Below are 26911 nucleotides of genomic sequence, written 5' to 3' on the forward strand. Positions count from 1 at the left end.
TGAAAGCTTAATACATTTTAGGTCGAAGTTGATAAACTTCAACCAGAAAAGGGAACAGCGGAAATCTGAATAAAGAATTAACGCGCACTACCGGTTAAAGTTAAAACGGACCGCGCTTTAACCTTTACTTTCTTTACGGGTTTGCTTATTTTTAATTCATTTTGCTCAGAAGTTTCATAAGCAGCATCAACTTTCATCTTTTCAATCTCTAACTCATAATCTTCGCTATCGGCATTTATTATAACCACAGTTAACTGTTTGTTATGCTTGTAGGCAGATAGCATTACCTTCTCCGGCAATTCGGTTGTTGGCTTCACATCAAAACGTACGTAACCTGGTTTTATAAACCTGCTGTAGTTACCCAATACCCACAACATTTTGCTGGCGTAATAATTTCCGTCGGTTTTGTTTTTGTCAATGTAAATAAGTCCGTCTTTATAGTCATAAGGAGATATGGCCAGCCACCACTGCCAGGCTGTTGCGTTGGCCACGGTTATATCAGTATGGATCACCTTAGCTACATAAAGCGCCGCATCCATGCCTAAATCGCGCCCGTTACCTTTTATTTCACCATCATTATCGCCCAAAATGCAATATTCAGACTGCCAGAAGCTTAGCCCTGGTATTTTAGCAACACTATCGGCTAATGTAGTTCTGCCTTTTATTAATGTTTGCTTTGGCGATGTGGTAAAATAACTATGCGCGGTGATGGTTTGTGCAACCGTTTTCAAGTTACCAATGTATCTTGGCGACTGTGGTTTGAAAAATTCTGCTATTTGCATACCTCTGCTGCCTTTATCAGCCCTGCTGTACAAATAGTCTATCTTGCCGGCTTCCCCTATAATTATTTTCGACTTTATATTATTCTGAATGAACGATTGGTCTATAGCTTTTACTACGCCGTAAATTTCTTCATTGGTAAAAGGGCTGCCTTCCTGTTTGCCGTCTTTCCAATCCCATTGCGGCTCATTTACAGGGCTTATATAGTCAAGATTGATATTGGTTAATTGGCTGATACCTTTAACAGTGGTTGAAAGATATCCGGCAAAGTCATCATATCGCTCCTTTGCAATGTTTGCCTTTCCATCACTTGAGTAACCTTTACCATTAAGCGTATAGTTTACAGGCGGCGAATTAGAGAAGCCCAGAAATTGCTTTACGCCACGCTTTTTAGCAGCATTTAAAAACCAGATCTGGCCACTTTGCTTTGTCCAATCATAACTCCCGTCGGCAGTTAAAAACGATTCGGTGCGTTTCCAGTCGTCTTTTATACCGCTGGCTGTGCCCTGTTCGGTGGTGCCGGCACCAATGTTAAACCGCCACATAGACAAGCCAATTCCTACAGGTGAGCCATCCTTACGGGTAGCATTGCTAAATAACAGATCAGCTATTTCATTCTTCTTGTTTTCCGGCCATTGCCCGATGAATTGACCCGCCCAGGCATCCGACGCGCCAAAGTTTTCAATGATTTGATAGGTTTTTGCTGTGTTAATGCGTACCGTTAACTTTTTAACCTGCGCAAATGCGTTGGAGCTCAATAACACTGCGCCAATTAATGCACCTGCCCAACCGCTTAAAAGCCTGATTGTAAATGTTTTCATGAAGATGAATTTATAGCTAAGCTATAAAAAGCAACCGGAAAATCGTTTCACCCGTTTCATTTTCGTTTCACTTATATTTATTAAATAGCTGTTAGTTAGCTATTTGTGAAAAATATCGTTTCAAATCGTCTCACATACACAGTGAGACGATGGTACGCCGGCTGCCCAACGCGCTGACAAGATCCTGTCATTGGCTCTGAGCCCCCCCTTTAAAAGTTAAGGCATAAAAAATGCCCCAAGCCTTGCGCCCGGAGCACCCAAATCAAAAACTAAAGTTCTTGACGCCGATGTTTACGGCAAATTCTTTTTATCAACTTTCCAGTTTTTATCAGCTGCAAGGCCCGGAGGGTTGCCGGTAAACCATTTACCCGCTTCTTTATCGCCTTTTAATTGCCATTTGTACCACGCGGTAGCAACTTTAGCAAACTCGCCGCCGTGAGGCTGTCCGTAGGTGCCGCCGTGGCCAACGTCCATATTGGCAACAAAAACAGGCACATGGTTAATGTTTTTAAAATCATCCATACCGTTAGCATAGGCAATATCTTTTTCGCCGCCTAAAACATAAAGGGTAGGAGTATGTAGTTTTTTAAGGTGTTCTTTAGGCAGATCGGGCATGCCGCCAACGCCGCTGTTACGCACCACAAACAAACCGCTGTTGTAAATAACCGCTGTAGTTACGCGTTTATCAGGTGCCATTTCAAGAGTTTGCAAACCACCGCATGACATGCCGCTAACCGCAATTTTACTAATATCAATTTTGCCGTAAAGCGGACTCTGTTTATTACTGTTTTGTGCGATGGCCCAGTCAATAGCATCAGTTAACTGTGTTGATTTTGACATGGGGCCGCTTGCTTTTTCTCCAGCCAAAGGCAGCGGACCTATAGCCACTACTAAAAAGCCATGCGATGCAACTTCCGACAGGAAGTTTACATGCTCCCATGGTGAGTTAGCACATGCGCCGTTACCCCAGGCTATAATTGGCAGCTTACGGCTGTTACCGAAAGCGCTCAGATCCTGCGGGCGGAACACGGTATGCGTAGGCAATGAAGCCTCTTGTAAAGCGATAGCTTTGTAAGGGCCGGTGCCGCCATCTTCAATAACCCTTGAAGTAGTACGGGTAGCTGATGCCGTTGCCGGAGCCTGAGTTGGGGCTTGCGCCGATGCTGAGTTGACCAAAGCCAAACCAGCCAGGGCTACACCAACTAAAAACGAAAATTTCTTGTTCATGATGTTCTATATAATGATTGTTATATACTATTTAAATAGGCGTGGAAGCGTGTTGGTAAGATACAATTTACAGTTCATCCAGGTATGGCCGCCTGGTACCACAAGCGATTCATATTTCACCCCCTTCTCTTTAAACATCGCCATGTTTTTTAAAGTGCTTTCGTACAGGAAGTCTTCGGTGCCAACGCTAAAACTAAACAGCTTAAACTGCTTATTCAATTTGGCAGCATCTGGTTTCCAGTCGCCAAAAACCTGCCTGAACTCCTGTGTTTCAGGGTATGGAGCATAAGCGCTTACATAAGCAAACTTATCCGGGTTCATGATGCCGATTTCCATAGTTTGGCCACCGCCTACCGAGAAGCCGGCAATAGCACGATTAGGCTGATCTGTCAACACAGGGTAGTTAGACTGAATAAACGGAATAATATTATCTACCACATCATCAGCGAATTTCCCCATTGGTGCCGGGCGCACATTGGCATAAGGCATCACAATGATCATGGGTACCGCTTTCTTTTCTGCTATCAGGTTATCTGCTATCAGGTTAGCTTTGCCCACTTTGGTCCAGGTCTCTTCCGTATCAGATCCCCCATGAACTAAATACAATACCGGATATTTTTTTGAACCCGCCGGATCAAAACCGGGAGGCGTATAAACCAATAGCTGGCGGGTTGTGCCGGTTGCATTTGATTTGTATAAACGGTAGGTAACTTTGCCATGTGGCACATTCTTTAGCGCGTGTATGAGCGGTGTACTGCCCTTAACATCAACCAGACTAAATTTAAAACGCTCATTAGCAAATATATCGGTATTGTTAGGGTCAGCCACCTGAATACCGTCTACTACGAAGGCATATGGGTAAATATCAGGTTTAATGTTGGGAACCGTAATTGACCAAACGCCTTTGTCATCTTTGGTCATGGCCTGTTTTTCCTTTAAAAACTCGCCTGTAAGCAAAACTTCTTTTGCATTTGGAGCCAAGAACCTGAAGGTAGTGCTGTTATCAGCCTTAACTTCAGGCGATATTGGGTATGGAGCACGTGCCTGTGGCATTGCCGTAAAACTGGCAAAAACCACCAAAATAAGCAGGTTGAATATCTTTTTCATTTTTGGTTTCTTTGATAGTTTATTTAAATAGCAATGGTGTTGTGGCGGCAACGTAAGTTTTAACATTCATCCAGGTATGGCCACCGCCGGTGATGAGGCTTTTGTAATTTACGTTGTGTGCTTTTAAATAATCTAAAAACTCAACCGTTGATTTATACAGGAAATCCTCTGTACCTACGCTTACCCAAAACAGCTTGAATTTTTGGTTGGTAACCTGTGGTTTACCTGCTACGTCTTTGTATTCTTTCTCCATTTCTGCAGGCGATAGGTAGGCGCTGTAAGTACATACATAAGCAAATTTATCCATGTTGCCCAGAGCTGTGCGTAGAGTTTCGCCTCCACCACGTGAGAAACCACCAATAGCCCTGTTATTAGCACCGGTTAGTGTACGATAGTTCTTCTCAATGTAAGGGATAACGTTTCCAACAAGATCGCCGGCAAAGTTTTTTGCACGGGTAACCGCTTCTTCGCTTTCGCGTCCGGCGGGATCAGCAGGCTTTAAGCCACCTTTTTGGTCGGCTACGCGGGCCTCAATGTTACCGTTAGGCATTACTATGATCATTGGCTTTGCTTTGCCCTCGGCAATTAAGTTATCTAAAATCAGGTTTACTTTGCCTACTTTAAAGAAAGCCTCCTCAGTATCGGTTGTGCCGCTGATCAGGTAAAAGACTGGGTATTTAGTGTTTTTATTTTTGTCATAACCCGGTGGAGTATATACTACTAACGAACCGGTTGTATTTTGTACGCCCGGGTAGTACTCATAAGTAACAGAGCCATGCGGAACGTCTTTCAATGCATGTACCAAAGGCTCATCAGCCGGAACATCCAGCAAGCTGCCTTTAAAGCGTTCGTTAGGGAAGAAATATTCGTTGGCAGGGTCCATCACGTTGATGCCATCTACCACAAAATTGTAAGGATAAATATCAGGCTTTACAGGGCCAACAGTCACTGTCCAAAAACCTTGCGCATTTTTGGTCATGGCTGAAGGGCCACCCGTTAAAAACTGACCGCTCAGCTTCACATCCTTTGCGTTTGGCGCTATGTAAGTAAAGGTTACGGTTTTGTCGGCATTGATTTTTGGTGGAGGAGCCAATGGGCCACGTGGCGGTTGCCCTTTTACCAGTATTGGTAAACAGAGCAGACAAACAAGCAGCGTTCTCAAAGCTTTGTTTTGTTTCATTTTAAGTTATTGGTTTACAATGCCATAAGGTTGGGCCAAATAGCAGGTTTAGTTTTATTGTATATTAAGTGTCAAAAATACAATCGAAATTGACTTAGTAACAAAAAAGATAAAATTTATTTCCCAACATGGTTAATAACTCGTAATAACATATGGTCATCACATAAAAAACGCTATCCCGATCAGGATAGCGTTTTGCTTTGAAGTAATTTAAAATTTCTTTGAACCCGTTGGAGGAGTGGCTTTTGCAGAGCCCACTTTTTTAGGTATCTTAAGTATGGCTTTTAAAGCAGGTTTTTGATTCCATTGCCTGTCCCAAATTAACGGGTAGTTGATGCGGCGCGGAACCGGATAGTTATTCTTCCAGTTTTGGCCATCTTGCATACCCCAGAACGTTACACGCGCAATCTGGTCGCGGTGGCGGTAAAAAATGTCAAACAACTCTTCGTACCGTTTAGTTAGCTGCGCCTGAACGTCATCAGGTAAACCATCCCGGTAGGGGTCAAGAAACTTTTTAAACTCAGGCAACTGAAATTGCTTGTCTTCAAAAAGCTTACCAGTTACCTGCGCCTCTTTTGTAACAGGTAACACATCAATGTCCAGCTCGGTTATCATTACTTTAACGCCTAAAGCTGAGTAAGCGTTTATAGCGTCTTCAATGTATTTATTTTCCGGATAGTTCAGGCCCCAGTGCCCCTGCATGCCTACGCCATCAATTCGTATACCTTCTTTCTGCAGCATTTTAACCATGCGCACCACAGCGTCTCGTTTTTCGGGGCGCCACATGTTAAAGTCATTATAATAAAGTTCGGTGTTTGGTGCGTACTGTTGTGCATACTTAAACGCGTATTTAACAACCGTGTCGCCGCTGCCAACTATATTGTTCCAGTTGGTTGGGCGGTAATTGCCGTCTTCGCCAATAATTTCGTTAACCACATCCCAGGCATGTACGCGCCCTTTGTAACGCCCCGCAACAGCTTCAATGTGGCTGCGCATGCGCTCTAATTGTTGCGCTTTAGTATTGGGCTTGCCTTCGGCGTTAGTGAAAAAGAAGTCGGGTGTTTGATTGTGCCAAACCAAAGTATGCGCTACAATAAACATTTTGTTTTTCTCGCCAAACTCAACATACTGGTCAGCGCCGGTCCAGTTATACTCACCCGGGCGTGGGTTAATACGCTCAGGTTTCATGTCGTTTTCAATGGTTACCGCATTAAAGTGTTTAAGCAAAGTATCAAGCATTTGCTTACTGCGTGGCTGCGTAATAAATGGAGTAATAGCAGCTCCAACTACAAAAGCATCTTTATAAACATCTTTCAGCGCCTGGGCCATAACAGGAGCGGTATCTGCCAAACAGCAGGCGGCAATACATACTGTTAAAAGTTTCTTCAATTTATTCATGGTCGGCTTAAATAGAGACTAAGCCGTAAAGAAAGGGATTTATATATACCCAAAAAAATGCTTATTGTAACATATCAGTTAGTTGCCGGTTAGTAACCGCTATAATGCCACGATTAAACCCCGGTGGCTATTTGTATATTTACAGCCCAAATGCCCCATGCAGTATAAAAAACTTAATAACATTTTAGGCTGGCTGTGTTTTGCCATTGCCGCTGTAACCTACACGCTCACATTGGAGCCTTCCGTAAGTTTTTGGGACTGCGGCGAATTTATTTCATGTGCGTATCGCTTACAGGTATCGCACCAGCCGGGTTACCCGCTGTTTGCCATGCTGGGCAAGGTGTTTTCGTTGTTATCATTCGGCGACCGAACTAAAGTGGCTTACTTTACCAATATGGGTTCGGCTATGGCCAGCGCGGCTACTGTTATGTTTTTGTTCTGGACAATAACTGCCCTTGCCAAAAAACTTCTTTCAAAAACCGCGACGCAATGGAACGGGCAACAGCAAACCATGTTGATAATGGGCGCAGGCCTAACAGGCGCCCTATGCTTTGCTTTTTCTGATACGTTTTGGTTCTCTGCCGTTGAGACTATCGTTTTTGCTTTATCGGCGCTTTGTACCTCGGTTGTGTTTTGGGCTATTATGAAGTGGGATGGGCAAGCTGACGAACCTGATGCCGATAAATGGCTCATATTTATTGCTTACATTATAGGCTTATCCATAGGCATACACCTGCTTAATTTGCTTACCATACCTGCCATTACGTTGGTTTATTTTAACCGTCGCAATAAGGTAATGAGTATAAAAAAAGTACTCATAGCATTTGCCGTTAGCGTTGTTATACTTGCGTTGGTACAATTTGGCATAAGGCAGTATACTATTAAGGCGGCCGCTTATGTTGATCTGTATTTTGTAAACTCCCTCGGTTTTGGCTTTAACATCGGGGCAATATTGTTTTTTGTATTGCTGGTGATGACTTTAGCTGCCGGCATCATCTACAGTATAAAAAAACAAAAACCTGGGCTTAACCTGGCTTTGTTGTGCGTGGCTTTTATTTACTTTGGTTACGGCTCGTTTGTTTACATCCCTATAAGAGCCACTGCTAACACAAATCTCAATAATTCAAATCCGGATAATGCTTTTACGCTGAACAGCTATTTGAACCGTGATCAATACGGGCAAATGCCGTTGTTGTATGGGCCGTATTTTGATGCCGAAATTGTTGAGCGCAAGGATGCCGGAAAGATGTATATAAAAGGGGAGAAGCGCTACGAAGAATCGGGCGTGCGACCCAAGTATGTTTTTGATCATAATACCTTTTTTCCGAGAATATACAGTCGCGATGGTGATGATCCGCAGTTTTACAGGCAGTGGCAACGCATACCGGAGGATAGGGCACCTAATTTTATTGACAACATAGGCTTCTTTTTAAGCTGGCAAACCTATCAAATGTATGTGCGCTACTTTATGTGGAATTTTGCCGGCAGGGTAAATGAAATGGACGGTCAGCAGCGCATGGGGGGCCTAAAAGGATATGTTAACGGCGATTGGACTACCGGGATTTTGGATGGCTTTAAACAGCTTCCCAAATCGGTTACAAGCGGTACTAATTATATGCCATTATACGGTTTGCCTTTGGCAATTGGGTTGCTGGGGATGTGGTTTCATTTTCGTAACAGTAAGCGCGATGCACTGGTGGTTGTTTTGCTGTGGTTTTTTACCGGGATGGCTATTGTGCTGTATGTTAACCAGCCTGCTGTGCAGCCCCGCGAACGCGATTACTCTTACGTGTGCTCGTTTTACGCATTTGCCATTTGGGTAGGGTTAGGTGTGATAGCATTGGCTACCTATTTAAAAAAATGGCTTAATGAAAATAGGGCCATTATTGGTTCAATTGCCGCAACTTTTTTGCTGGTGCCGGTTTTAATGGCTTGTACCGAATGGCGCGGACACGACAGGTCAACGAAAACAGTGGCGCGCGATATGGCTTATAATTACCTTATATCATGCCCGCCTAACGCTATTTTATTTACCTATGGCGATAACGACACCTACCCGCTGTGGTATGCCCAGGAAGTGGAAAATATACGCCCGGATGTAAGGGTGGTTAATATCAGCCTGCTATCGGCAGATTGGTACATACGGCAGATGCAGGGAAAAATGAACGAATCGGCTCCGTTGCCTATCACCATGCCTTTCAACAAATATAAAACCGGAGTGCGCGATGTGGTTTTTTACAGGGATAACGGCGAGGAAGGAAGCGCTGAACTAAGTGACATATTTAAGTACATCACTTCGGACAGTACAGCAATGAAAGGTCAAAGCGGTGCTATGTTTAACATCCTCCCAACAAAAAACCTGAAAATAACCCTTGAGAAAAATGCTGTCATTGAAAATAATGTTTTGAGTGCGGGGCAAACTCCGTTGTTAGCAGATAGCTTAGTGTGGCAATATAATGCTGATTTTGTAATGAAGGATGATCTGGCTATACTGGATATACTTGCCCATAACAACTGGAAACGCCCGGTTTGTTTTACTGTTACGATAGGGAATGGTAACCTTGTAGGTTTACAAAATTACCTGTATAGAGAGGGTTTTACCTACAGATTATTACCATTAAAGCCGGATACTTCACTTGCCGACCAGACTCATAAAGTAAATACGCAGGTAATGTATAATAACCTGATGAACAAATTCAGGTTTGGTAATTATAAGCACGCGCGGTATCTGGATGATGAGAGCCGAACCATGTTCTATGCTGTTACCACGGCAGCGTTTACCTTGCTGGCCGAAGAATTGATAAAGGAAGGCAGATCTGATTTAGCCGTAAAGGTTATCCGCAAATATGATAGCGAAATGCCTGCTATATTTGCTGACATGCGCTCGGCAGATACCCGTTTAAATGTAGCGCGGCTGGCTTATCAGTTACAACAAAATAGTATCGCCCAAAGTATGGCCAATGGTATAATTACCTACGTTACCGATATTTTAGATTATAACGCCCGTCAATTGCACGGAGGAACAGTTAACAGTTATAACGTGGAAGAAGGGATAAAAATACTTACAGAATTATCTCGATTAAATAAAGAGCATGATAACTTACCCTTAGCTAAAACATTAGAAAATAAGGTTAAAGGTTACAACAGCGCATTTGAAAAAGTTTTAGCCAAAGCCGATTAAAACAAATAAGCAGTGGCCTTGTTTTTATGTATTGTAAAAACATAATGTGGGTTCTCTCCAAATGTTCCATCCGTTAAGTTGCATTGATTTCTCTATATTTATACATTATTCTCAAATTCACCAATGGTAAACCATCCTGATCTGCATTTTCAACAGAACGAAAATATTTTTCGTACGCTGGTTGAAGAATCGGCCACTGCTGTGGCTTTGTATGTGGGGCAGGAGTTTATCATTAAAATAGCCAATAAGGCTATCCTGAAAATATACGGAAAGGGTAATGATGTACTTGATAAGCCATACTTTGATGTACTGCCGGAGTTGCGTACGCAAAAAGTGTATCAAACTTTGTTAGACGTTTACAATACCGGCATTGTTTACGAAACTACTGAAGAACGTGTTGATTTGGTGGTAGATGGTAAGTTGAGCGTTTTTTATTTCAACTTTGCATTTAAACCCTTAAAAGATGCTGAGGGAAAAGTGTGGGGCATTTTGAATACCGGTAATGATATTACTGAACTAACCTTAACCCGGCAACAGCTCGCCGAATCAGAAGAACGGACACAATTTGCTCTTGATGCGGCAGAGTTGGGCACATGGAACCTTGATCCGGCAAATCAAACTGTAGTGTGGGACAAGCGCTGTCAGTTTTTGTTCGGTTTCAGAAAAAATGCAATAGCATACGCAGATGTATTAGCCTGTGTGCATCCGGATGATGTGGAGCGCGTTAAAAAGGCAGTTAGTGCCTCAATTGACCCGGTTTTAAACCAACTTTATGATGTCAGGTTCAGAGTAGTAGGACCTAACGCCGAGTTATTGCATTGGGTACGATCAATAGGGCGCGCATATTTTGATGATAAAGGCATTTGCATACGTTTCGCGGGCACTATTCAGGATATTACCAGGGAAATGGAAGTTAATAAAGAGCAGCAAAAGTTACTCTCTTTAGTTGAAAATACCGATGAAGCGATTGGTATCACTGATCTGGAAGGCAATGTTACCTATCTTAACAAAGCCGGTTACGAAATACTTGGATTGGAAAAAACGGAAGACATACACCGACCCGCAGCTGATTTTTTCGCCAACCTGCCCGAAGATACCAGAGCCGCAGCAGAAGCAATACTTACTACCGGTAAATGGGAAGGCGAACGCTACTATCGTAATTTTAAAACCGGAGAGGTCATTCCTATTTATTTAAAGGCGTTCAGAATTGATGGTCATTATACTGGCAAGCCAATAGCTATGGCATCTGTGGCGCGCGACCTGCGGCCTGAAATGGAAGCGCGTAATGAACAGAACAAATTAATAGCACTTATTGAGAACAGTTCAGATTTTATAGCGCTTACCGATATTGATACCAACATGGTTACTTATGTTAACCGTGCCGGCAAAGAGATGGTAGGCTTAGATCCTGATGAACCTGTTTACAGGAAGAATACCGATTTTTTAATGCCAAATGAGCAGGATCGTGTTGGTGATGATATTTATGCTAAGGTGCGAAAAGATGGAAAATGGACTGCTCAGCTTACTTATCGTCATTTTAAAACCGGGGAGCCTATTCCTGCATTTGTAACCAGTGTTAATATTAATGATCCGGTTACCGGCAAACCTATTGGTCGTGGGGGTGTAGCGCGAGATCTTCGCAGGGAAATTGAAGACAAAAAAGCTCTTGTTGAAAGTGAACACTTGTTGCAAAACATAACCAGAGCAGCACCAATAGCCTTATGGATGAGCGACGAGCAAGGCAATATCAACTATGTAAATCAAACATGGCTGGATTGGACGGGGCATACATTTAACCAAAGTTGCGGCATAAGCTGGCTGGATGCACTGGCGCCGGATGACCGCGACAAAACGTATAACAAGTTCATTGCTGATTTGACTGAACGGCGCCCATTTGAGGCAACTTTCAAGGTAATAAATACTAACGGCAACCAGCGTTGGTGCTTTGCAAGTGGAAACCCACAATACCGTAGCGATGGTAGTTTTGCCGGTTATATAAGTGCCTGTACAGATGTAACTGAAAAGAACCTTGCGGAACAGCAACTTTTTCTTAAAAATGAAGAGCTGAACGAGCAGATAAAGCAGTTTGAATTTGTTACCGGATTTATGCCGGTTCAATTATGGATAACCACCCCTGATGGAGACCTGGATTATGCTAACGACCGCGCGTTAGACTATTTCGGTGTTGATTTGGATGAGATCATCGGGCCAAAATGGATTTTAACGATTCATCCGGATGACCGTGAAATGTGTAGTGCAGCCTTTACAAGGTCCCTCATTACAGGCGATGCCTATCAATGCGAGTTCAGGCTGAAGGATAGATACGGCAATTACAAATGGCACCTGGCAAGAGCGCTGCCTTATACAAGCGAAGGTAAAATTGTAAAATGGTTTGGCACAAATACTGATATTGATGAGCAAAAGCGTTTAGAGCGCCAGAAAGATGACTTTTTAGGTATAGCCAGTCATGAGTTAAAAACGCCGGTAACAAGTATAAAAGCATACACACAGGTGCTCGGTGCCATGCTGAAAGCAGAAGGAGAACAAAAAAAAGCCGCTATGGTAGCCCGTATGGATGCTCAAATAAACCGCCTTACTGCACTTATTGGCGACTTGCTTGACGTTACCAAAATAAACTCAGGTAAGTTACAGTTTAATCGTACTCGGTTTAATTTTACAGATGCTTTAAAGGAAGCAGTAGAAGACTTGCAACACATAACTCAAAAACACCAACTGATAACGAACTTTACAGAAGTTGGGGAAATATTTGCCGATAGGGACCGCATTAGCCAGGTTATAACCAATTTAATTACTAATGCTATAAAATATTCGCCCAATAGCGAACGGATTATTGTCACTTCCGAAAAGCGGGAAAATGAGGTGACAGTATCCGTAAGAGACTTCGGTATTGGTATTGCACCCGATAAGCGAAACCGCGTTTTTGAGCAATTTTACAGGGTTAGCGGAGATAAGCAACATACTTTTCCGGGCTTAGGCCTGGGCCTTTATATTTCATCAGAAATAATTAAGCGCGAAGGCGGACGCATCTGGGTGAATAGTATAGAGGGGGAGGGGTCTGATTTTTGTTTTGCTTTACCCGTTGATCACAATTCAATTATTTATTAGCCATATACTACATGACAGAGCCGCAGCTTAAAACCATAATGATAGCAGATGATGATCCAGGCATTGTAGATGCAATTGAAATGCTGCTTGAGTTTGAAGGATATCATGTGCGCTCAACAGTAAATGGTTCGGATGTATTGCTAATGACAGACCTTCCGGATGTTTTGTTGTTGGATATCTGGATGTCTGGAGAAGATGGGAGAGACATTTGCAAAAAGCTAAAGGAAAGTGAATTTACCCGCCATATGCCGGTTATTATGATATCTGCAAGCCGCGATATTAAACAATCTGCAATGGATGCCGGGGCAGACGACTTTGTAGCCAAGCCGTTTGAAATGAACGAATTGTTGGAAAAAGTTAAAGCCCAAATAAAGTAAAGTGCTTGTTACTTACTTTTTTATAAATTGTATTTTATCTTAATTTATCAATTATATTTTAGCCGTTAATTGAGTAATATTTGTAGTAGTTGAAAAATAAATCAGTGAAAGCCTCAGATCATAGTTGCCCCAAATGCGGTCAGCCTTATCATTTCAAACAGCGTAGAAGCTGGTTTGTAAGGAATTTTTTGTTTTTTTTACCGGTGAAGAAGCTTTTTTGTGCCAAGTGTAAAAAAGGCAGGTACGTAGTAACTAACCAATAATAAAGCAACTTTAACGATTGCGCATTTTGTTCAGGGCCTTTTAAATGGATATAACTAAATTTATTTATCCAATTAAAAGCCAATGAATAATAAAGAGAATACCCGAAGAGATTTTTTAAAGCGAACTGCACTCGCGGCAGGCGGAAGTATTTTATTACCCCCTGCAATTGTTTTCGCCGCGCCTCCTCCTCCGCCACCTGTTAAGCCTGCTGATGCTAAGATACGTTTTTCCGTTATCGGTATAAATCATAGCCACATTTACGCCATGGTTGATGCTGTAACAGGCGGGGGCGGGCAGCTTGTTGCAGTTTACGCTAAAGAACCTGAACTGATGACAGGCTTTATGCGCAGGTATCCAAATGTTAAAAAGGCAGCCACAGATACCGAGATATTGGAAGATCCATCCATACAACTTATACTGAGTTCAGGAATACCTGTTGACCGTGCTCCGTTAGGGATTAAAGTGATGCAGCACGGTAAGGATTACCTGGTTGATAAGCCGGGTGTTATCACATTGGCTCAACTGGCAGAAGTGCGCAAGGTGCAGCAGCAGACTAAGCGCATTTATTCAATTATGTACAGTGAACGGTTGGAGAATAAAGGTAGCATCAAAGCTGGCGAATTGGTGCAGGCAGGTGCAATTGGTAAAGTAATTCAAACCATTAACATTGCGCCGCACAAAATGTCGCCTAAAACAAGGCCCGACTGGTTTTTTGATCCCCAATATTATGGCGGAATAATTACCGACATTGGCTCGCACCAGTTTGACCAGTATTTATTTTATACAGGCACTACAAAAGCAGAGATCACGGCATCGCAGGTTGCTAATGTGCACAATCCACAGTATCCTAAATTTGAAGATTTCGGCGATGCTATGGTACACGGCAACGGCGGCATGGGTTATGTACGGTTAGATTGGTTTACACCCGATGGTGTGAGCGTTTTTGGCGATGGGCGTTTAACTATTTTAGGTACGGACGGTTATATTGAAGTGCGCAAATATATTGACATTGCCGGAAGGCCGGGTGGTAGTCATTTGTTTTTAGCTGACAAGAAAGGTATACAGTACATTGACTGTAGTAACCAGGTGCTGCCTTTTGGCGAGCAGTTTGTAAACGATGTAATTAACCGCACGGAAACCGCTATGCCGCAGGCTCATTGTTTTTTAGCTACAGAGTTGGCGTTACAGGCGCAGGCTAAAGCTAAGAGAGTGGATTTGAAGTTATAAATAAGAATATTGAATACGGAACTAACTCCTTGCATTGGTTCTTCTGTGTTCAATGTTCCTATTAAAACCTTTTCTATTTAAAAAAGTTATAATCTATTATGGCAAACTTTAACGAAATAATAGCTTCAGATAAACCTGTATTAGTTGATTTTTCGGCTGAGTGGTGTGGCCCTTGCCAAATGATGCCGCCTATTTTACAACAGCTCAAAACAAACATGGGCGATAAAGTTACCATCATCAAAATTGATATAGACAAAAACCCGTCTGTTGCTAATGCTTACCGCATACAAAGCGTGCCAACCCTAATGGTATTTAAAAATGGTGAGACAAAATGGAGACAGAGCGGTGTTATACAAGCGGCGCAATTACAACAGGTAATAACACAATACCTGTAATTTAAAAGATGTAACTTACCTGGTTTCCTATTAAGTATTAGTGAATTAATTAATCCATCACGCACAATATTATGGCTCTTATTGTGTTCTAATTTAAAGCATCTGCATGCTTATTAACACATTTAAAAACGGAGGTGTTATGTTACAGCAATTAGGTTTTCTACCTCAAAGACAATTTCACGTATTGATCAACCTGCCCGGCCAGGAGTTAAATTTGACAATAATGCCGCATCACAACAAACATTTCAAGGTAATTGAACATGGGCATTTGTTAGGGGAGGTTGATCTTACGTCCGAATATAAGTGTGTACGACGTAGCGGTAATCTCAACAAGAATATTGTTAAGCAATTGGAGCAACACATTGCCGATTATTATAAGCAATTTAAGGGGTTATTTATTTGATACTTCCTAAGAGGCTTAACTTATAAACACAAAAACGGCTCCACGCATAGGCGGGAGCCGTTTTTGTTAATGATGAGTTGGTTTTACTTTATTTCAATTTGCCTGCGTACTGCTTTTGCCTCTTCACGCTTTGCAATATCAATTTTTAAAACTCCATCAGTATATGTTGCTTCAATATAGTCAGGGTTGGCGCTTTCAGGCAACGTAAATGAACGTACCCACGAATTGTAAGCAAATTCCCTTTTGTTATAGCTTATTTGAGAATTGGTTTGTTCTTTCTGATTTTCAACTGAGATGCTGAGCACATTGCGCTCTAAATTCAGTTTGAAATCCTCTTTACGCAAGCCCGGCGCAGCCAGTTCAACATGATAATGATCTTCTGTTTCACTGATGTTAGCTGCCGGCACACGTACGGTCATACGGTCATTAAAAAAACTGTCGTTGAAAATAGAATCAAAAACGTCTGTGAAGTTAGGCATTAAAGCACCGTTGTTACGTTTTTCTGGATTAAATTTAACCAATGTCATAGGTCTGTCCTCCTTAATTTAATAATAGAATAAAACTTATAATTAATTAAACTAATACACCTTTAACAAGCACTGTGCCAGTAGCATATAATGCATTTTTAGCTGAAAAAATTTCAGGGTGAATGAAATTTTTTCAGCTAAAAATGACAGATCTACTTAATGGATTGTATTGCTGAATAGGTACTATTGACCCTGTAAACTGCTTTGCTGCCTTTTTTCAGGTGGGAGCTCTTTGTATTTCTTGTAAGAGTCGCTTATGTATGATGCCAGCGAAGGGCCGCTGTTGCTTTGCACAAATTCAAAGCTTGGGCGATACATAGCCATAAATGTTTGTAATTCCACACCTCTGAGCGGAACTAAACTACTTACGTAAGCAATGCTGAAAGCCTGGTCAATTGCACGTTCTTTTTCTTCCTGCTCAAAATATTTTTTTAAACGGCGGGCGTTTTTAGCTTCTTTTCCAAACAAGCTACTTGGTGAAAGTATCCATACCTTGCTTTTTGAATAAACTTCAGGATATTCGGTATGAGGGTCGAAAGTTTCTCTTTGCGACCGTACGTTTACCTCATTTAACAAGGAAGTAGTTTGCTTTAGTTTAACTGTAAGTTTGTACAAATCAACTACCACCATCGTGTCCGGCACATAGCCCGGCGTACTGAATACAAGCAAATTACCCACCGAACCCTGGATTTCAAACTCACCGTCTTCATCAGTAACCGTAATTTTATTAGCGGTAATATTTTTTATAAAAACATCGCTCAATGTTTTGTTATTGGCTACATCAATTACTTTTCCTTCCAGGTAATTTTGCGCATTGGTAACCTGCGCAATAAATAAAAACAATAAAGCGGCTATTAAAAAGTGCGGTTTCATAGAGTAGGTATAATTATGCGCTCAAGTTAGTTAATAATTTGATGGCTCGCCATCTGTAAAAAAAAATTAACAAAGGGGGTGCCAAATTTGTAACCGGTTATAGTAGTGATTTATTTCATTAAGGCAGCGGGATAAGAAACATGTGCACATAATAAAAAAGCCTTTCCTCATAAAAGGAAAGGCTTTGATATCTTGAACTAAAGTGGGCTTATTTATGCTCTATACCTTCGGCTAAAACAACTACTTTGTTATTTGATGCTTCAACAACACCGCCTTTAATAAAAAACACATCTTCTTGTTTACCCGCTCCGCGAATAATCAATTTACCATCCAGCAAAGTAGATATAATAGGCGCGTGGTTATTTAATATTTCAAATGAGCCAACAGCACCCGGCAAGGTTACCGAAGTAGCTTCGCCTTCAAATACTTTTTTATCCGGAGTAAGAATTTCTAATGTCATTGTGTTTATTTAGATGTGAGACTTGAGATATGAGATGTGAGAAGCTTCCTCCTGCATTATCTCAAATCTCAAATCTCAATACTCATGTCTTATGAATTAGCTTCTGCTAACAATTTTTTACCTTTTTCAATAGCATCTTCAATGCTGCCTACAAGGTTGAATGCTGATTCAGGATACTCATCAACTTCACCGTCCATGATCATGTTAAAGCCACGGATAGTTTCTTTAATGTCAACCAATACACCTTTCAAGCCTGTAAATTGCTCAGCAACGTGGAACGGCTGAGAAAGGAAACGCTGAACACGACGAGCGCGTGATACAACCAGTTTATCCTCTTCAGAAAGCTCGTCCATACCCAGGATGGCAATAATGTCCTGAAGCTCTTTGTAACGTTGTAAAATCTCTTTTACGCGTTGAGCAGTATTGTAGTGCTCATCACCTAATACAGCAGGGCTAAGGATACGAGAGGTTGAATCCAGAGGATCCACCGCAGGGTAAATACCTAACTCGGCAATCTTACGTGAAAGTACAGTAGTAGCATCCAAGTGAGCGAAGGTTGTAGCCGGCGCAGGGTCGGTCAAGTCATCCGCAGGTACGTATACCGCTTGTACTGAAGTGATAGATCCGCGTTTGGTTGAAGTAATACGCTCCTGCATCACACCCATCTCGGTAGCCAATGTTGGTTGGTAACCTACCGCTGATGGCATACGACCCAATAACGCTGATACTTCAGAACCTGCTTGTGTAAAGCGGAAAATGTTATCAATAAAGAATAATATATCACGGCCTTTACCTTCGGTATCACCATCACGGAAATATTCAGCAATAGTTAAACCTGAAAGCGCCACACGTGCACGTGCACCTGGAGGCTCGTTCATTTGACCGAATACGAATGTTGCTTTTGATTCTTTAAGCGCAGTAGCATCAACCTTTGACAGGTCCCAGCCACCTTCTTCCATTGAGTGCATAAAGGCATCTCCGTATTTGATAATGCCTGATTCCAACATCTCACGTAAAAGGTCATTTCCTTCACGTGTACGCTCACCTACACCTGCAAATACTGATAAGCCGTCATAAGCTTTCGCAATGTTATTGATCAGCTCCTGGATCAATACGGTTTTACCTACACCCGCACCACCAAACAAACCAATTTTACCACCTTTTGAATAAGGCTCTAAAAGGTCAATTACTTTAATACCGGTAAACAATACCTCGGCCTCAGTTGATAGGTCATCAAACTTAGGTGGGTTATTGTGAATTGGACGACCATTTGATTTATCCAGATCAGCAATACCGTCAATAGCATCACCAACCACGTTAAATACACGGCCTTTAATATCATCGCCAATTGGCATTTTGATAGCAGATCCTAAGTCGATAACATCCATACCGCGTAATAAACCGTCGGTAGAATCCATCGCGATAGCGCGTACACGATCTTCACCTAAGTGTTGTTGAACCTCAAGAACTATCTTTTGGCCGCTTGCTTTGGTGATTTCTAATGCGTTATAAATTTTGGGAAGCTGCGCGTCAGCGAAGCTAACATCGACTACCGGACCAATGATCCGTGATATTTTTCCAATGTTTGGCATATATTACCTGGTGATTTTTAAATAACTCTTTGTTAAAACAGAGGGTGCAAAGTACCCGCTATTTCAGGGCGCAAAGTTAAGATTTATAACAAGATTTAACATAGATAATTGCAGATTTTTTTTGCCCTGCTTAAGCCTCCGCTGTAGCCTGCAATTTTGCACCTATACTTCCCCTTCGCGTTTGCGTAAAAACCATTCAGTGCCCAACAAAATAAATATCAAAGCAAATATCCATTTCACATCAATTATATCGCTATAATGCTTGTCTTCAAATGCTATGGTTTTTATATTCTCATTCTTTTTTATCAAATCAACTAACTGATCCATCTGTTGCGGATACAACATTTTACCGCCGCTTTGCGTAGCTATGCTATTCAACAACTGGCGGTTGGCTACACTTTGCCTTATTTCCAGGTTAAGCGGTTTTACCGTAAACTGGCCGTTTGCGCTAAAAGACTTGTTTCCTAACACTACAGCAGCACTGTAAGTATATTCTCCAATTGGCAATGTGCCGGCATCTAACTGGTAAGTTTGACCCATGCGGGTAAACAAAAAGTTGTAGTTTTTGCCGTCGGTGCTTTTAATAGCTATTTTAACGTCGGGTGTATTGGTTAATTCAAGTGCGTCATCATACAATTCGGCATTGAGCAAAACATTATCGCCTTCGTCAAAAACGTTTTTTGAAGGATAGGCCCTGAAACGTTGCCTGTCTGTATTGGCAGTTAAATATTGTACCGCCTGGCTAAACAATTCTTCAACCGCATGGTGGTTGCCAAAGGTTTGAAATTCTGATAAGTTCCAGCGCCAGATCCCCTCGCCCAGAAAAACACCAGTGCGGCGACCTCCATCATCACCAAACATTAATAATGGATAGGTAGTTGGTACCGCCCCAATGCGCTGCCTTAACAAAACACCATTGGGTATGGTTACGCTGTAATTGGCATATGGAGCCATTAGCGGCGGGAACTTGTTTATTTTCTGAATGGTGGAGTCGCTGAGTGTGAATGACGCAAACTCATTTACCGGCAACGCAAAAACCTCCTGCATGTCTAAGCGGCTACTGCTGATAGCCGCCAGCTTTTGCTGCGTATTAAAGCCGCGTATATCTGCCTGCGCGCCTAATAAGTACCAAACAGGTACACGGCTTTTAGCTAAAACAGGCTTAAGCAGTGATAGGGTAGAAGCCGATGGCTGGTAAAGCATGAGCAAGCTGTAATCACTCCACTTTACGTCGCCCATGTCTGTAACCAAACTTGTTTTCAGCTCAAAGTTTTTATTGCTTTCGATAGCCTGTTTTATAACCGTAACATCGGGGTGAGGGCCATCATATAGCAGCAATATTTTTTGCTGAACATCTAAAACCTCCACATAAATAGTTTCAGAGTTGTTTTGTACCGACAGTTCGTTTTTAACCGGCGCTATGTTAATGTTGTATCGGTGAATACCCTTTTTATCAGCCTCTAACTGAAAGGTGGTGATCTTTTTAAAAGCATCAGTACCTACCTGAATATTCTCACTGTGTAAAACCCTGCCCCCTTCTGTAACGGTGAGGCGCATGGTTTCCCCTTTACTCTGCCAGGCTTCCGCTAAAACCTCTATTTCAAATTTATTACCCAGATAGGCTGTTTTGTTGTAATTGATATTGCCTATTAAGAGGTCTCGCCGGGCAACTGTATCGCCAAGCGCGAGGGTGTAAATGCTGGTTTTGATATTGCGGGCATCGTATTGCGGATCTGCGCCCTGGTTATACATACCATCGGTAGCCAATACTATGGCACCAATGTTTTGGTTGGCATAGCGGTCGTTCAGTTGGCGCAACGCTGAGGAAATATCTGTTTTACGGGCATTGAACTTATTGCTCAGGCCATTGCCAAGGTCGGCACCAAAATTGAATTCGCGTACATCGTAGTCATCACCTAATTTGTCTTTTAACTTACTTAATTCGGTTACAAAGCCAGCCGGATTAAAGTTAGCGGGTTTAAATTGCGATACAGATTGGGAATTATCCTGCGCTACTAATATCAAAGGTTTTTGAGGTTGATAACTTACAGATTGCAACAGCGGTGATACCAACAGCATGGCTATAATAAATACAGCAATAGCCCTTACAGCAAATAAGCCTTTCCTGAAATTTTCGGGCAGGCTCACGGGCTGGCGATACATGAGCCAGGCATAAGCAAGCGCTAACAGCAGGCAAACAGGTGTCCACCAACCGGAAACTGTGCCCCAGGTAATTGAAAATAGCAGCATTTTATAGGTTTACGTTTTACGCAGTACGTTTACGTAATCGCAAAATGCAAAAAATAATTATTAACTGCTTGAAATGTTTTTGTTACAGAGGGGGGAGAGGTTGCAAAAAATATTTTAGTCCTTAGCACTTTAATTTTGTGACTTCAAACAAAAAGAGCATACTTGCTATACAAATATGCTCTTTTAAATATTTTACGGCAACTAATCTCTAATCACCAGTCTCTAATCAACTAACCTACAACATTCCCCCATCAACCGGAATAACCTGCCCGGTGATGTAGGTAGCCATATCAGATGCAAGAAAGACACAGGCGTTAGCAACATCTTCAGTTTCGCCGGCACGTTTAAGCGGGATGCCTGCTTCCCAGCCCTGAACTACTTTAGGGTCTAACACGTCTGTCATTTCAGTGCGGATAAAGCCCGGCGCAATAACGTTGGTGCGTATGTTACGTGAGCCAAGCTCTTTAGCCATTGATTTAGAGAAACCGATAATGCCTGCTTTTGATGCCGCGTAGTTAGCCTGACCAGCATTGCCGTCAACACCCACTACAGAGCTCATGTTAATGAAAACGCCGTTGCGGTTTTTCATCATTATTTTTGATGCCGCTTTGGTAACGTTAAATATTGATTTCAGGTTAACTTGTATAACCTCATCCCATTGTTCTTCAGTCATGCGCATTAGTAAACCATCTTTGGTTATACCAGCGTTGTTCACCACAATGTGAAGGGTGCCAAAATCAGCAACAATATCGTTTATGAGTTTATCTGCCTCGTCAAATTTTGAAGCGTCGGAACGGTAGCCTTTAACCTGTGTACCAAAACTTTGCAGCTCCTGTTCAAGCGCTTGTCCTTTTTCAACTGATGATAAATAGGTGAAAGCTACATTAGCGCCATGCTCGGCAAATTTCTCAGCAATTTTGCGACCTATTCCTTTTGAAGCACCGGTAATTAGCGCCGTTTTTCCTTCTAATAATTTCATAAACTTTTTCAACTTCCGTTTCGGGCGGTGAAGATAAACATTTAGAGCGAATTGCAGAAAGGCTTGTTATAAACACAAATAGCGACAGGTTTCCCCATCGCTATCAAATATCTTTCAGACTTCTCCTACTTTCAGACTATTTTCCCTTCTGCGCAGCTTTAATGCTATCCTGCTTTGCTTTCTCGCGTTTTTTAAAAAAGCCACGTAGTAAAAAGTTGTGTTGCGCAGCTTCAAGGTCATCATTTAGTTTCACGGTGCTTTGCTGTAGATAATCTATCGAACTTTGCACTTTAGTAGCTGCTTTAGGGTCGTTTAGTAAAACGCCAATAACGTTGTCTGTGCTGTTAAACTTATTGGTAGCCTTGTTCAGGTTATCAGTAATGGTAGCTGCGTTTTTAGCGGTTTGTTGTAGCTGCGCAACCGATGAGCTTAGCTGGTTAAATGTGGCGGTATCCGTAAATAACTTGTCTGCCAAACCGCCTTTGGTGTTCATGGTTTTGCTGAACCTGTCTAACTGAACAGCCATACGTGCAGCACTACCAGTAGCCGATTCAAGATTACGCATGGCATTACGTAGCTGAATAGCCATCATGCTATCAGCCATTAGGGTGCCTACCGTTCCTTTACCCTGTAATATTTTGCGGCTTAGTAATTTAAAATCGCCTGTTATAGATAACAGGTTTTGGTTGTTTTGTTGCAGCGTTTTCATGATCTCATCAGTAGAGGTCATTTTTTCAGCTTGTAAAACGTCGCCTTCCTGAATAACTGGTGCCTGGGGCGTACCGCCGTCGATAACAATAATTTTGTTACCAATTAAACCGTCAGAGCCAATGTGAACACCAGCGTTACGGTGAATGTAGGGCTGACTGGCCTCGTCAATGTTCATGGCAACATCAACCTGACCGGCCCCAATAAACTCTATTTTACTGATGCTGCCCACCTTAACGCCCGAAAACCAAACACTATTGCCTTTTTTCAATCCGGCTACGTCTTCAAAAACAGCGCTGATGTGTACGCTTTTTGAAAAACTTTTTGATTGGCTACCCAGTACAAAAACGCCCAGCATGAACACTACCAACCCTACGGCCAGGAATATGCCCACTATAATTGAACGTTTATTTTCTGATGCTTCCATATAATTTCTTATTTAAATCTACTTTATAAAATTGTAATCAAAAAACGGTTTAACCCGTTCGTCGTTTGTGTCAAAAACCTCATCAAAAGTACCCTGGCGCTGAAACTGCCCGTCTAACAACATGGCAATACGGTCGCCGGTTTGTTTGGCGCAGGTTAAATCGTGCGTTATGATGATGGATGACGTGTTATAGCGCTCCTGAACCTCGTTGATCAACTCATTGATCTCGATACAAGTAATAGGGTCGAGGCCTGCTGTTGGCTCATCATATAACATTATTTCCGGGTTAAGTATTAGCGTACGGGCAATGCCTATACGTTTACGCTGACCGCCCGAAAGCTCTGATGGCATCTGATTAATGGTTTGCGATAAGCCCACCGCATCTAACACCGTTTCAACCGCAGTATTTACTTCGCCCTTGGTAAGGTTGCGCTTGTTGCGTACTAACGGGAACTCGAGGTTTTTGCGCACCGTCATACTATCATACAAGGCGCTATTTTGAAAAGAGAAACCTATTCGTACACGTAGCTCGCGTAGCTCACGTTCGGTAATGTTATTAATGTCATGACCCAATACATCAACTTGCCCTTCATCTAACTTAAGCAGTCCCGATATAATTTTTATCAATACTGATTTACCTGTACCCGAGCGGCCCAGCACCACCAGATTCTCTCCCTGATAAAGATCAAGATCAATACCGCGCAAAACGTGGTAATCGCCAAAAGATTTTTTTAACCCTTTTATGCGAATAACCGCGTTGCTTTTATCAATAGGTACGTTTGCCTTGTTCATATCTTAACGGAACCAACTGGTCATCTGTACAATAACAATTTCTTCAATAAAAACTAAAAACATGGCGGTAACAACCGCGCCGTTAGCCGCTTTACCTACACCCTCTGTACCTTTATTAGAGTTGTAGCCCTGGTAGCTGCCAACAATACCAATGGTAAAACCAAATACAATTGATTTAATAAGCGATGAGTTAAAGTCAATAAAGCTTAACGGATCAAAAAACTCTTGTATAAAGGTGGTAAAGCTGGTACCCTCGTTTACGGCTACGTTAATATAACCGCCCAGCATGGCTATTAGTCCGGTATAGGTGGCTAAAATGGGTATGGTAAGGGTAGTTGCTATTACGCGTGTGCATACCAAAAATTTAAACGGATTGGTACCCGATACCTCCATGGCATCAATCTGCTCGGTTACGCGCATAGAACCTAACTCGGCGCCAATACTTGAGCCTACTTTACCGGCAGCAATAAGCGCGGTTACCAAAGGGGCCAAAGCACGCATTATGGCGATAGATACCAGTGAAGGTAACCATGAACTCGCTCCAAATACTTCTAAAGACGGACGAGATTGTTTGGTGAAGATCAAACCTACAATAAAGCCGGTAAGCGATATTAGCGTAAATGACCGCACACCCACCTCGTAGCATTGGCGTACTATTTCTTTAAATTCAAAAGGGGGTACAAAGGCCTCTTTAAAGAAGCGAATGATAAATTTATGGATATCATACAGCGAGGCAAAAAAGTCAAATAACCTTTTACGGAACTTACTTTGCGGTTTTTTTACTGCTGGGGCTTGACTACTTTGTATATCCATTAACGGCGGCAAAGGTATTATTATGTGTAATAATCAACAAACACATAAGCAATGTTGTTTGTTGCGATTGCAAAATTAATCAAATGATTAATACGGCAAAGGTACATTTGCAAATGTTAGTGGAAAGTAAAAATTGGAAGAAGTTTAAGACGGAAAATAACGTCTTCAAAACACCAACACTATCTTGCCCATATGCACGCTATCTTCCATTAGTTGATGCGCCTGGGCAGCTTGCGCGGCAGGAAACGTTTTAAAAATAACCGGTTTTATTTTACCAGATGCTAAATGTGGCCATACCTTTTCTTCTAACTGGCGGGCAATTTCAGCTTTAAATTCAACAGATCGTGGGCGCAAGGTAGAGCCTGTTATAACCAAACGCTTGCGCATAATTAAGGATAGATCAACCCCGGCATTTTTTCCATTTACCGCATTGATAATGGCTAATCGCCCATCTTCAGCAAGCGATTGTAAGTTGGGTAATGTATAATCGCCGCCAATACTGTCTAATATCCAATTTACACCCTTGCCGTTGGTGAGTTGTTTTATAACCTCTGCAAAGTTTTCGGTTTTATAATTGATGGCCTTGTCCGCACCGAATTGCTCACAAAAAGCACATTTATCTGCCGAACATGCCGTGGTATAAACGGTTAATCCCAACCCATTGGCTATCTGAATGGCCGCGCTGCCAATACCCCCTGCACCGCCATGCACCAACAAGCTATCGCCGGCCTTTAATACATCCGCATAAAAAACATTGGCCCACACGGTAAAAAAGGTTTCGGGTAATGAGGCCGCTTCAATCATGCTCATGCCGTTGGGTACAGGCAGGCATTGCCCTTGGGGTACGTTGCAGTATTCGGCATAACCACCGCCTGCAATTAAAGCGCAAACCTCATCGCCTACCTTCCAGCGGGTAACTGCGCTGCCAACGGCTGTAATGGTGCCCGCAATTTCCAGTCCGGGTATATCCGCAGGTGCACCCGCAGGAGGTGGATAGTTGCCTTTCCGCTGAAATACATCCGGACGGTTTATGCCCGCCGCGGCAACCTTTACCAGTACTTCGGTATCAGCATAAACAGGTATTGGTCGCTCAGCAACCTGTAAAACTTCGGGTGCACCGGGTTGGGTTATAATGATGGCTTGCATAGCGGTAAATATCGGCATAAATTATTAACCGCTGTTTGCTCACCCCCCCCGGCCCCTCTCTGCTTCGCAAAGAGGGGAGAGTTAAAATGTTGGGGTTCAAAACCGCCCTCTTTCCACCGCAGGTGAAGAGAGGGCAGACCAGCGCAGCGAGGTCGGGTGAGTAAAATACCAGTCGACTCCCCCCAGCCCCTCTCCACTTTGTCTGTCTTGCCTGTCTTGTTGCGAGACAAGCGAGACACAACAAGACACTTTATAATTTGATGGAGCATTGCTGTCCTGTCTGTCTTGCCTGTCTTGTTCCGAGACAAGTGAGACAAGCGAGACACAACAAGACACTTTATAATTTGACGGAACATTGCTGTCTTGCCTGTCTTGTTGCGAGACAAGCGAGACACAACAAAACACTTTATAATTTTGATGGAGCATTGCTGTCTTGTCTGTCTTGTTGTGGATAAGGACAAGCAAGACAGTGCGGACACTACAAGACAGTATAAGTAGGCCGACAGTTTAGTTCAATATCGGTTGCTTGTCTTGTTGTGTCTTGTCTGTCTTGTCATCAGACAACAAGACAGACAGTTATTGTATCAATATTGAACATTTAGTGGTATCAGGTAGTGTAAATTCTTATATCATGAAATTAATGTAATGAATATATTATTAATTAATATATTGATAAATAATTACTTATAGTATTTTATTTCTCTTTGTCTCATATTATTGTCACTGTATCATTCTTTAAAATTAACACATTTGATAGTACCAATATCTGCTCAGTGCCGTATTTGTGGAGCATTGCTGTCCTGTCTGTCTTGCCTGTCTTGTTGCGAGACAAATGAGACAAGCGAGACACAACAAGAC

General features: G+C 42.3%; 21 protein-coding genes. 6 read left to right on the forward strand and 15 right to left on the reverse strand.

What is annotated here, in order from left to right:
• Window positions 1–77: 77 nt before the first annotated feature.
• The 5 genes from CLV57_RS06735 to CLV57_RS06755 all read right to left on the reverse strand — a co-directional run bounded on the left by CLV57_RS06735 (window position 78) and on the right by CLV57_RS06755 (window position 6513).
• Window positions 78–1601 (reverse strand): glycoside hydrolase, encoded by a 1524-nt coding sequence (locus CLV57_RS06735; protein WP_100340548.1) that lies wholly within the window; start codon window positions 1599–1601, stop codon window positions 78–80.
• A gap of 291 nt (window positions 1602–1892) precedes the next feature.
• The gene (locus CLV57_RS06740; protein ID WP_211290032.1) at window positions 1893–2828 is read right to left on the reverse strand and encodes a poly(ethylene terephthalate) hydrolase family protein; all 936 of its coding nucleotides are present in this window, start codon (window positions 2826–2828) and stop codon (window positions 1893–1895) included.
• Between the two features lie 27 nt (window positions 2829–2855).
• Window positions 2856–3935, reverse strand: a complete 1080-nt coding sequence (locus CLV57_RS06745) for an esterase (RefSeq protein ID WP_100340549.1) — start codon at window positions 3933–3935, stop codon at window positions 2856–2858.
• Window positions 3936–3954: 19 nt separating this feature from the next.
• The gene (locus CLV57_RS06750) at window positions 3955–5115 is read right to left on the reverse strand and encodes an esterase (protein ID WP_100340550.1); all 1161 of its coding nucleotides are present in this window, start codon (window positions 5113–5115) and stop codon (window positions 3955–3957) included.
• A gap of 210 nt (window positions 5116–5325) precedes the next feature.
• Window positions 5326–6513 carry an endo-1,4-beta-xylanase gene (locus CLV57_RS06755; RefSeq protein ID WP_100340551.1) on the reverse strand — a complete coding sequence of 396 codons (1188 nt, stop codon included), beginning with the start codon at window positions 6511–6513 and terminating at the stop codon, window positions 5326–5328.
• Window positions 6514–6670: 157 nt separating this feature from the next.
• Between CLV57_RS06755 and CLV57_RS06760 the strand changes: the two genes are divergently transcribed.
• From CLV57_RS06760 to CLV57_RS06790, 6 genes are all read left to right on the forward strand, one after another.
• Entirely contained in the window at window positions 6671–9694 is a 3024-nt protein-coding gene (locus CLV57_RS06760; protein WP_100340552.1) for a glycosyltransferase family 117 protein, read from the forward strand.
• Window positions 9695–9817: 123 nt separating this feature from the next.
• Window positions 9818–12820: a PAS domain S-box protein gene (locus tag CLV57_RS06765; RefSeq protein ID WP_100340553.1), complete on the forward strand. Its 3003-nt coding sequence runs from the start codon at window positions 9818–9820 to the stop codon at window positions 12818–12820.
• An 11-nt stretch (window positions 12821–12831) separates the two neighbouring features.
• A complete protein-coding gene (locus tag CLV57_RS06770) occupies window positions 12832–13197 on the forward strand; it encodes a response regulator transcription factor (protein ID WP_100340554.1) in 366 nt (121 codons plus the stop codon).
• Between the two features lie 345 nt (window positions 13198–13542).
• Window positions 13543–14688, forward strand: coding sequence for a Gfo/Idh/MocA family protein (locus CLV57_RS06780; RefSeq protein WP_100340556.1), 1146 nt, complete (start codon window positions 13543–13545; stop codon window positions 14686–14688).
• A gap of 98 nt (window positions 14689–14786) precedes the next feature.
• Window positions 14787–15083: a thioredoxin gene (trxA, locus tag CLV57_RS06785; protein WP_100340557.1), complete on the forward strand. Its 297-nt coding sequence runs from the start codon at window positions 14787–14789 to the stop codon at window positions 15081–15083.
• Between the two features lie 106 nt (window positions 15084–15189).
• A complete protein-coding gene (locus tag CLV57_RS06790; RefSeq protein ID WP_100340558.1) occupies window positions 15190–15486 on the forward strand; it encodes a hypothetical protein in 297 nt (98 codons plus the stop codon).
• 83 nt (window positions 15487–15569) lie between these two features.
• On the opposite strand, the gene CLV57_RS06795 is transcribed toward CLV57_RS06790, so the two are convergent.
• From CLV57_RS06795 to CLV57_RS06840, 10 genes are all read right to left on the reverse strand, one after another.
• Window positions 15570–16013, reverse strand: coding sequence for an Hsp20/alpha crystallin family protein (locus tag CLV57_RS06795; RefSeq protein WP_100340559.1), 444 nt, complete (start codon window positions 16011–16013; stop codon window positions 15570–15572).
• 183 nt (window positions 16014–16196) lie between these two features.
• Window positions 16197–16886 carry a peptidase associated/transthyretin-like domain-containing protein gene (locus CLV57_RS06800; RefSeq protein WP_100340560.1) on the reverse strand — a complete coding sequence of 230 codons (690 nt, stop codon included), beginning with the start codon at window positions 16884–16886 and terminating at the stop codon, window positions 16197–16199.
• A gap of 208 nt (window positions 16887–17094) precedes the next feature.
• Window positions 17095–17346: an ATP synthase F1 subunit epsilon gene (gene atpC, locus CLV57_RS06805; protein ID WP_100340561.1), complete on the reverse strand. Its 252-nt coding sequence runs from the start codon at window positions 17344–17346 to the stop codon at window positions 17095–17097.
• An 89-nt stretch (window positions 17347–17435) separates the two neighbouring features.
• Complete coding sequence (gene atpD / locus CLV57_RS06810; RefSeq protein ID WP_100340562.1) at window positions 17436–18938, reverse strand: F0F1 ATP synthase subunit beta; 1503 nt, start codon at window positions 18936–18938, stop codon at window positions 17436–17438.
• Window positions 18939–19100: 162 nt separating this feature from the next.
• Complete coding sequence (locus CLV57_RS06815) at window positions 19101–21188, reverse strand: vWA domain-containing protein (RefSeq protein WP_100340563.1); 2088 nt, start codon at window positions 21186–21188, stop codon at window positions 19101–19103.
• A gap of 235 nt (window positions 21189–21423) precedes the next feature.
• A complete protein-coding gene (gene fabG, locus CLV57_RS06820) occupies window positions 21424–22167 on the reverse strand; it encodes a 3-oxoacyl-[acyl-carrier-protein] reductase (protein ID WP_100340564.1) in 744 nt (247 codons plus the stop codon).
• A 136-nt stretch (window positions 22168–22303) separates the two neighbouring features.
• Entirely contained in the window at window positions 22304–23302 is a 999-nt protein-coding gene (locus tag CLV57_RS06825; RefSeq protein ID WP_100340565.1) for an MlaD family protein, read from the reverse strand.
• A gap of 18 nt (window positions 23303–23320) precedes the next feature.
• Window positions 23321–24094: an ABC transporter ATP-binding protein gene (locus CLV57_RS06830; RefSeq protein WP_100340566.1), complete on the reverse strand. Its 774-nt coding sequence runs from the start codon at window positions 24092–24094 to the stop codon at window positions 23321–23323.
• A gap of 3 nt (window positions 24095–24097) precedes the next feature.
• Window positions 24098–24907, reverse strand: coding sequence for an MlaE family ABC transporter permease (locus tag CLV57_RS06835; protein ID WP_100340567.1), 810 nt, complete (start codon window positions 24905–24907; stop codon window positions 24098–24100).
• A gap of 165 nt (window positions 24908–25072) precedes the next feature.
• Window positions 25073–26071, reverse strand: a complete 999-nt coding sequence (locus CLV57_RS06840; RefSeq protein WP_245856889.1) for an NAD(P)H-quinone oxidoreductase — start codon at window positions 26069–26071, stop codon at window positions 25073–25075.
• Window positions 26072–26911: the final 840 nt, after the last annotated feature.

Source organism: Mucilaginibacter auburnensis (assembly GCF_002797815.1).
Taxonomy (GTDB): domain Bacteria; phylum Bacteroidota; class Bacteroidia; order Sphingobacteriales; family Sphingobacteriaceae; genus Mucilaginibacter; species Mucilaginibacter auburnensis.

Bases quoted from the DNA above. Each gene is read 5' to 3' on its own strand.
- CLV57_RS06735 (WP_100340548.1), bottom strand. From the start codon at position 1,601: ATGAAAACATTTACAATCAGGCTTTTAAGCGGTTGGGCAGGTGCATTA.
- CLV57_RS06740 (WP_211290032.1), bottom strand. From the start codon at position 2,828: ATGAACAAGAAATTTTCGTTTTTAGTTGGTGTAGCCCTGGCTGGTTTG.
- CLV57_RS06745 (WP_100340549.1), bottom strand. From the start codon at position 3,935: ATGAAAAAGATATTCAACCTGCTTATTTTGGTGGTTTTTGCCAGTTTT.
- CLV57_RS06750 (WP_100340550.1), bottom strand. From the start codon at position 5,115: ATGAAACAAAACAAAGCTTTGAGAACGCTGCTTGTTTGTCTGCTCTGT.
- CLV57_RS06755 (WP_100340551.1), bottom strand. From the start codon at position 6,513: ATGAATAAATTGAAGAAACTTTTAACAGTATGTATTGCCGCCTGCTGT.
- CLV57_RS06760 (WP_100340552.1), top strand. From the start codon at position 6,671: ATGCAGTATAAAAAACTTAATAACATTTTAGGCTGGCTGTGTTTTGCC.
- CLV57_RS06765 (WP_100340553.1), top strand. From the start codon at position 9,818: ATGGTAAACCATCCTGATCTGCATTTTCAACAGAACGAAAATATTTTT.
- CLV57_RS06770 (WP_100340554.1), top strand. From the start codon at position 12,832: ATGACAGAGCCGCAGCTTAAAACCATAATGATAGCAGATGATGATCCA.
- CLV57_RS06780 (WP_100340556.1), top strand. From the start codon at position 13,543: ATGAATAATAAAGAGAATACCCGAAGAGATTTTTTAAAGCGAACTGCA.
- trxA (WP_100340557.1), top strand. From the start codon at position 14,787: ATGGCAAACTTTAACGAAATAATAGCTTCAGATAAACCTGTATTAGTT.
- CLV57_RS06790 (WP_100340558.1), top strand. From the start codon at position 15,190: ATGCTTATTAACACATTTAAAAACGGAGGTGTTATGTTACAGCAATTA.
- CLV57_RS06795 (WP_100340559.1), bottom strand. From the start codon at position 16,013: ATGACATTGGTTAAATTTAATCCAGAAAAACGTAACAACGGTGCTTTA.
- CLV57_RS06800 (WP_100340560.1), bottom strand. From the start codon at position 16,886: ATGAAACCGCACTTTTTAATAGCCGCTTTATTGTTTTTATTTATTGCG.
- atpC (WP_100340561.1), bottom strand. From the start codon at position 17,346: ATGACATTAGAAATTCTTACTCCGGATAAAAAAGTATTTGAAGGCGAA.
- atpD (WP_100340562.1), bottom strand. From the start codon at position 18,938: ATGCCAAACATTGGAAAAATATCACGGATCATTGGTCCGGTAGTCGAT.
- CLV57_RS06815 (WP_100340563.1), bottom strand. From the start codon at position 21,188: ATGCTGCTATTTTCAATTACCTGGGGCACAGTTTCCGGTTGGTGGACA.
- fabG (WP_100340564.1), bottom strand. From the start codon at position 22,167: ATGAAATTATTAGAAGGAAAAACGGCGCTAATTACCGGTGCTTCAAAA.
- CLV57_RS06825 (WP_100340565.1), bottom strand. From the start codon at position 23,302: ATGGAAGCATCAGAAAATAAACGTTCAATTATAGTGGGCATATTCCTG.
- CLV57_RS06830 (WP_100340566.1), bottom strand. From the start codon at position 24,094: ATGAACAAGGCAAACGTACCTATTGATAAAAGCAACGCGGTTATTCGC.
- CLV57_RS06835 (WP_100340567.1), bottom strand. From the start codon at position 24,907: ATGGATATACAAAGTAGTCAAGCCCCAGCAGTAAAAAAACCGCAAAGT.
- CLV57_RS06840 (WP_245856889.1), bottom strand. From the start codon at position 26,071: ATGCCGATATTTACCGCTATGCAAGCCATCATTATAACCCAACCCGGT.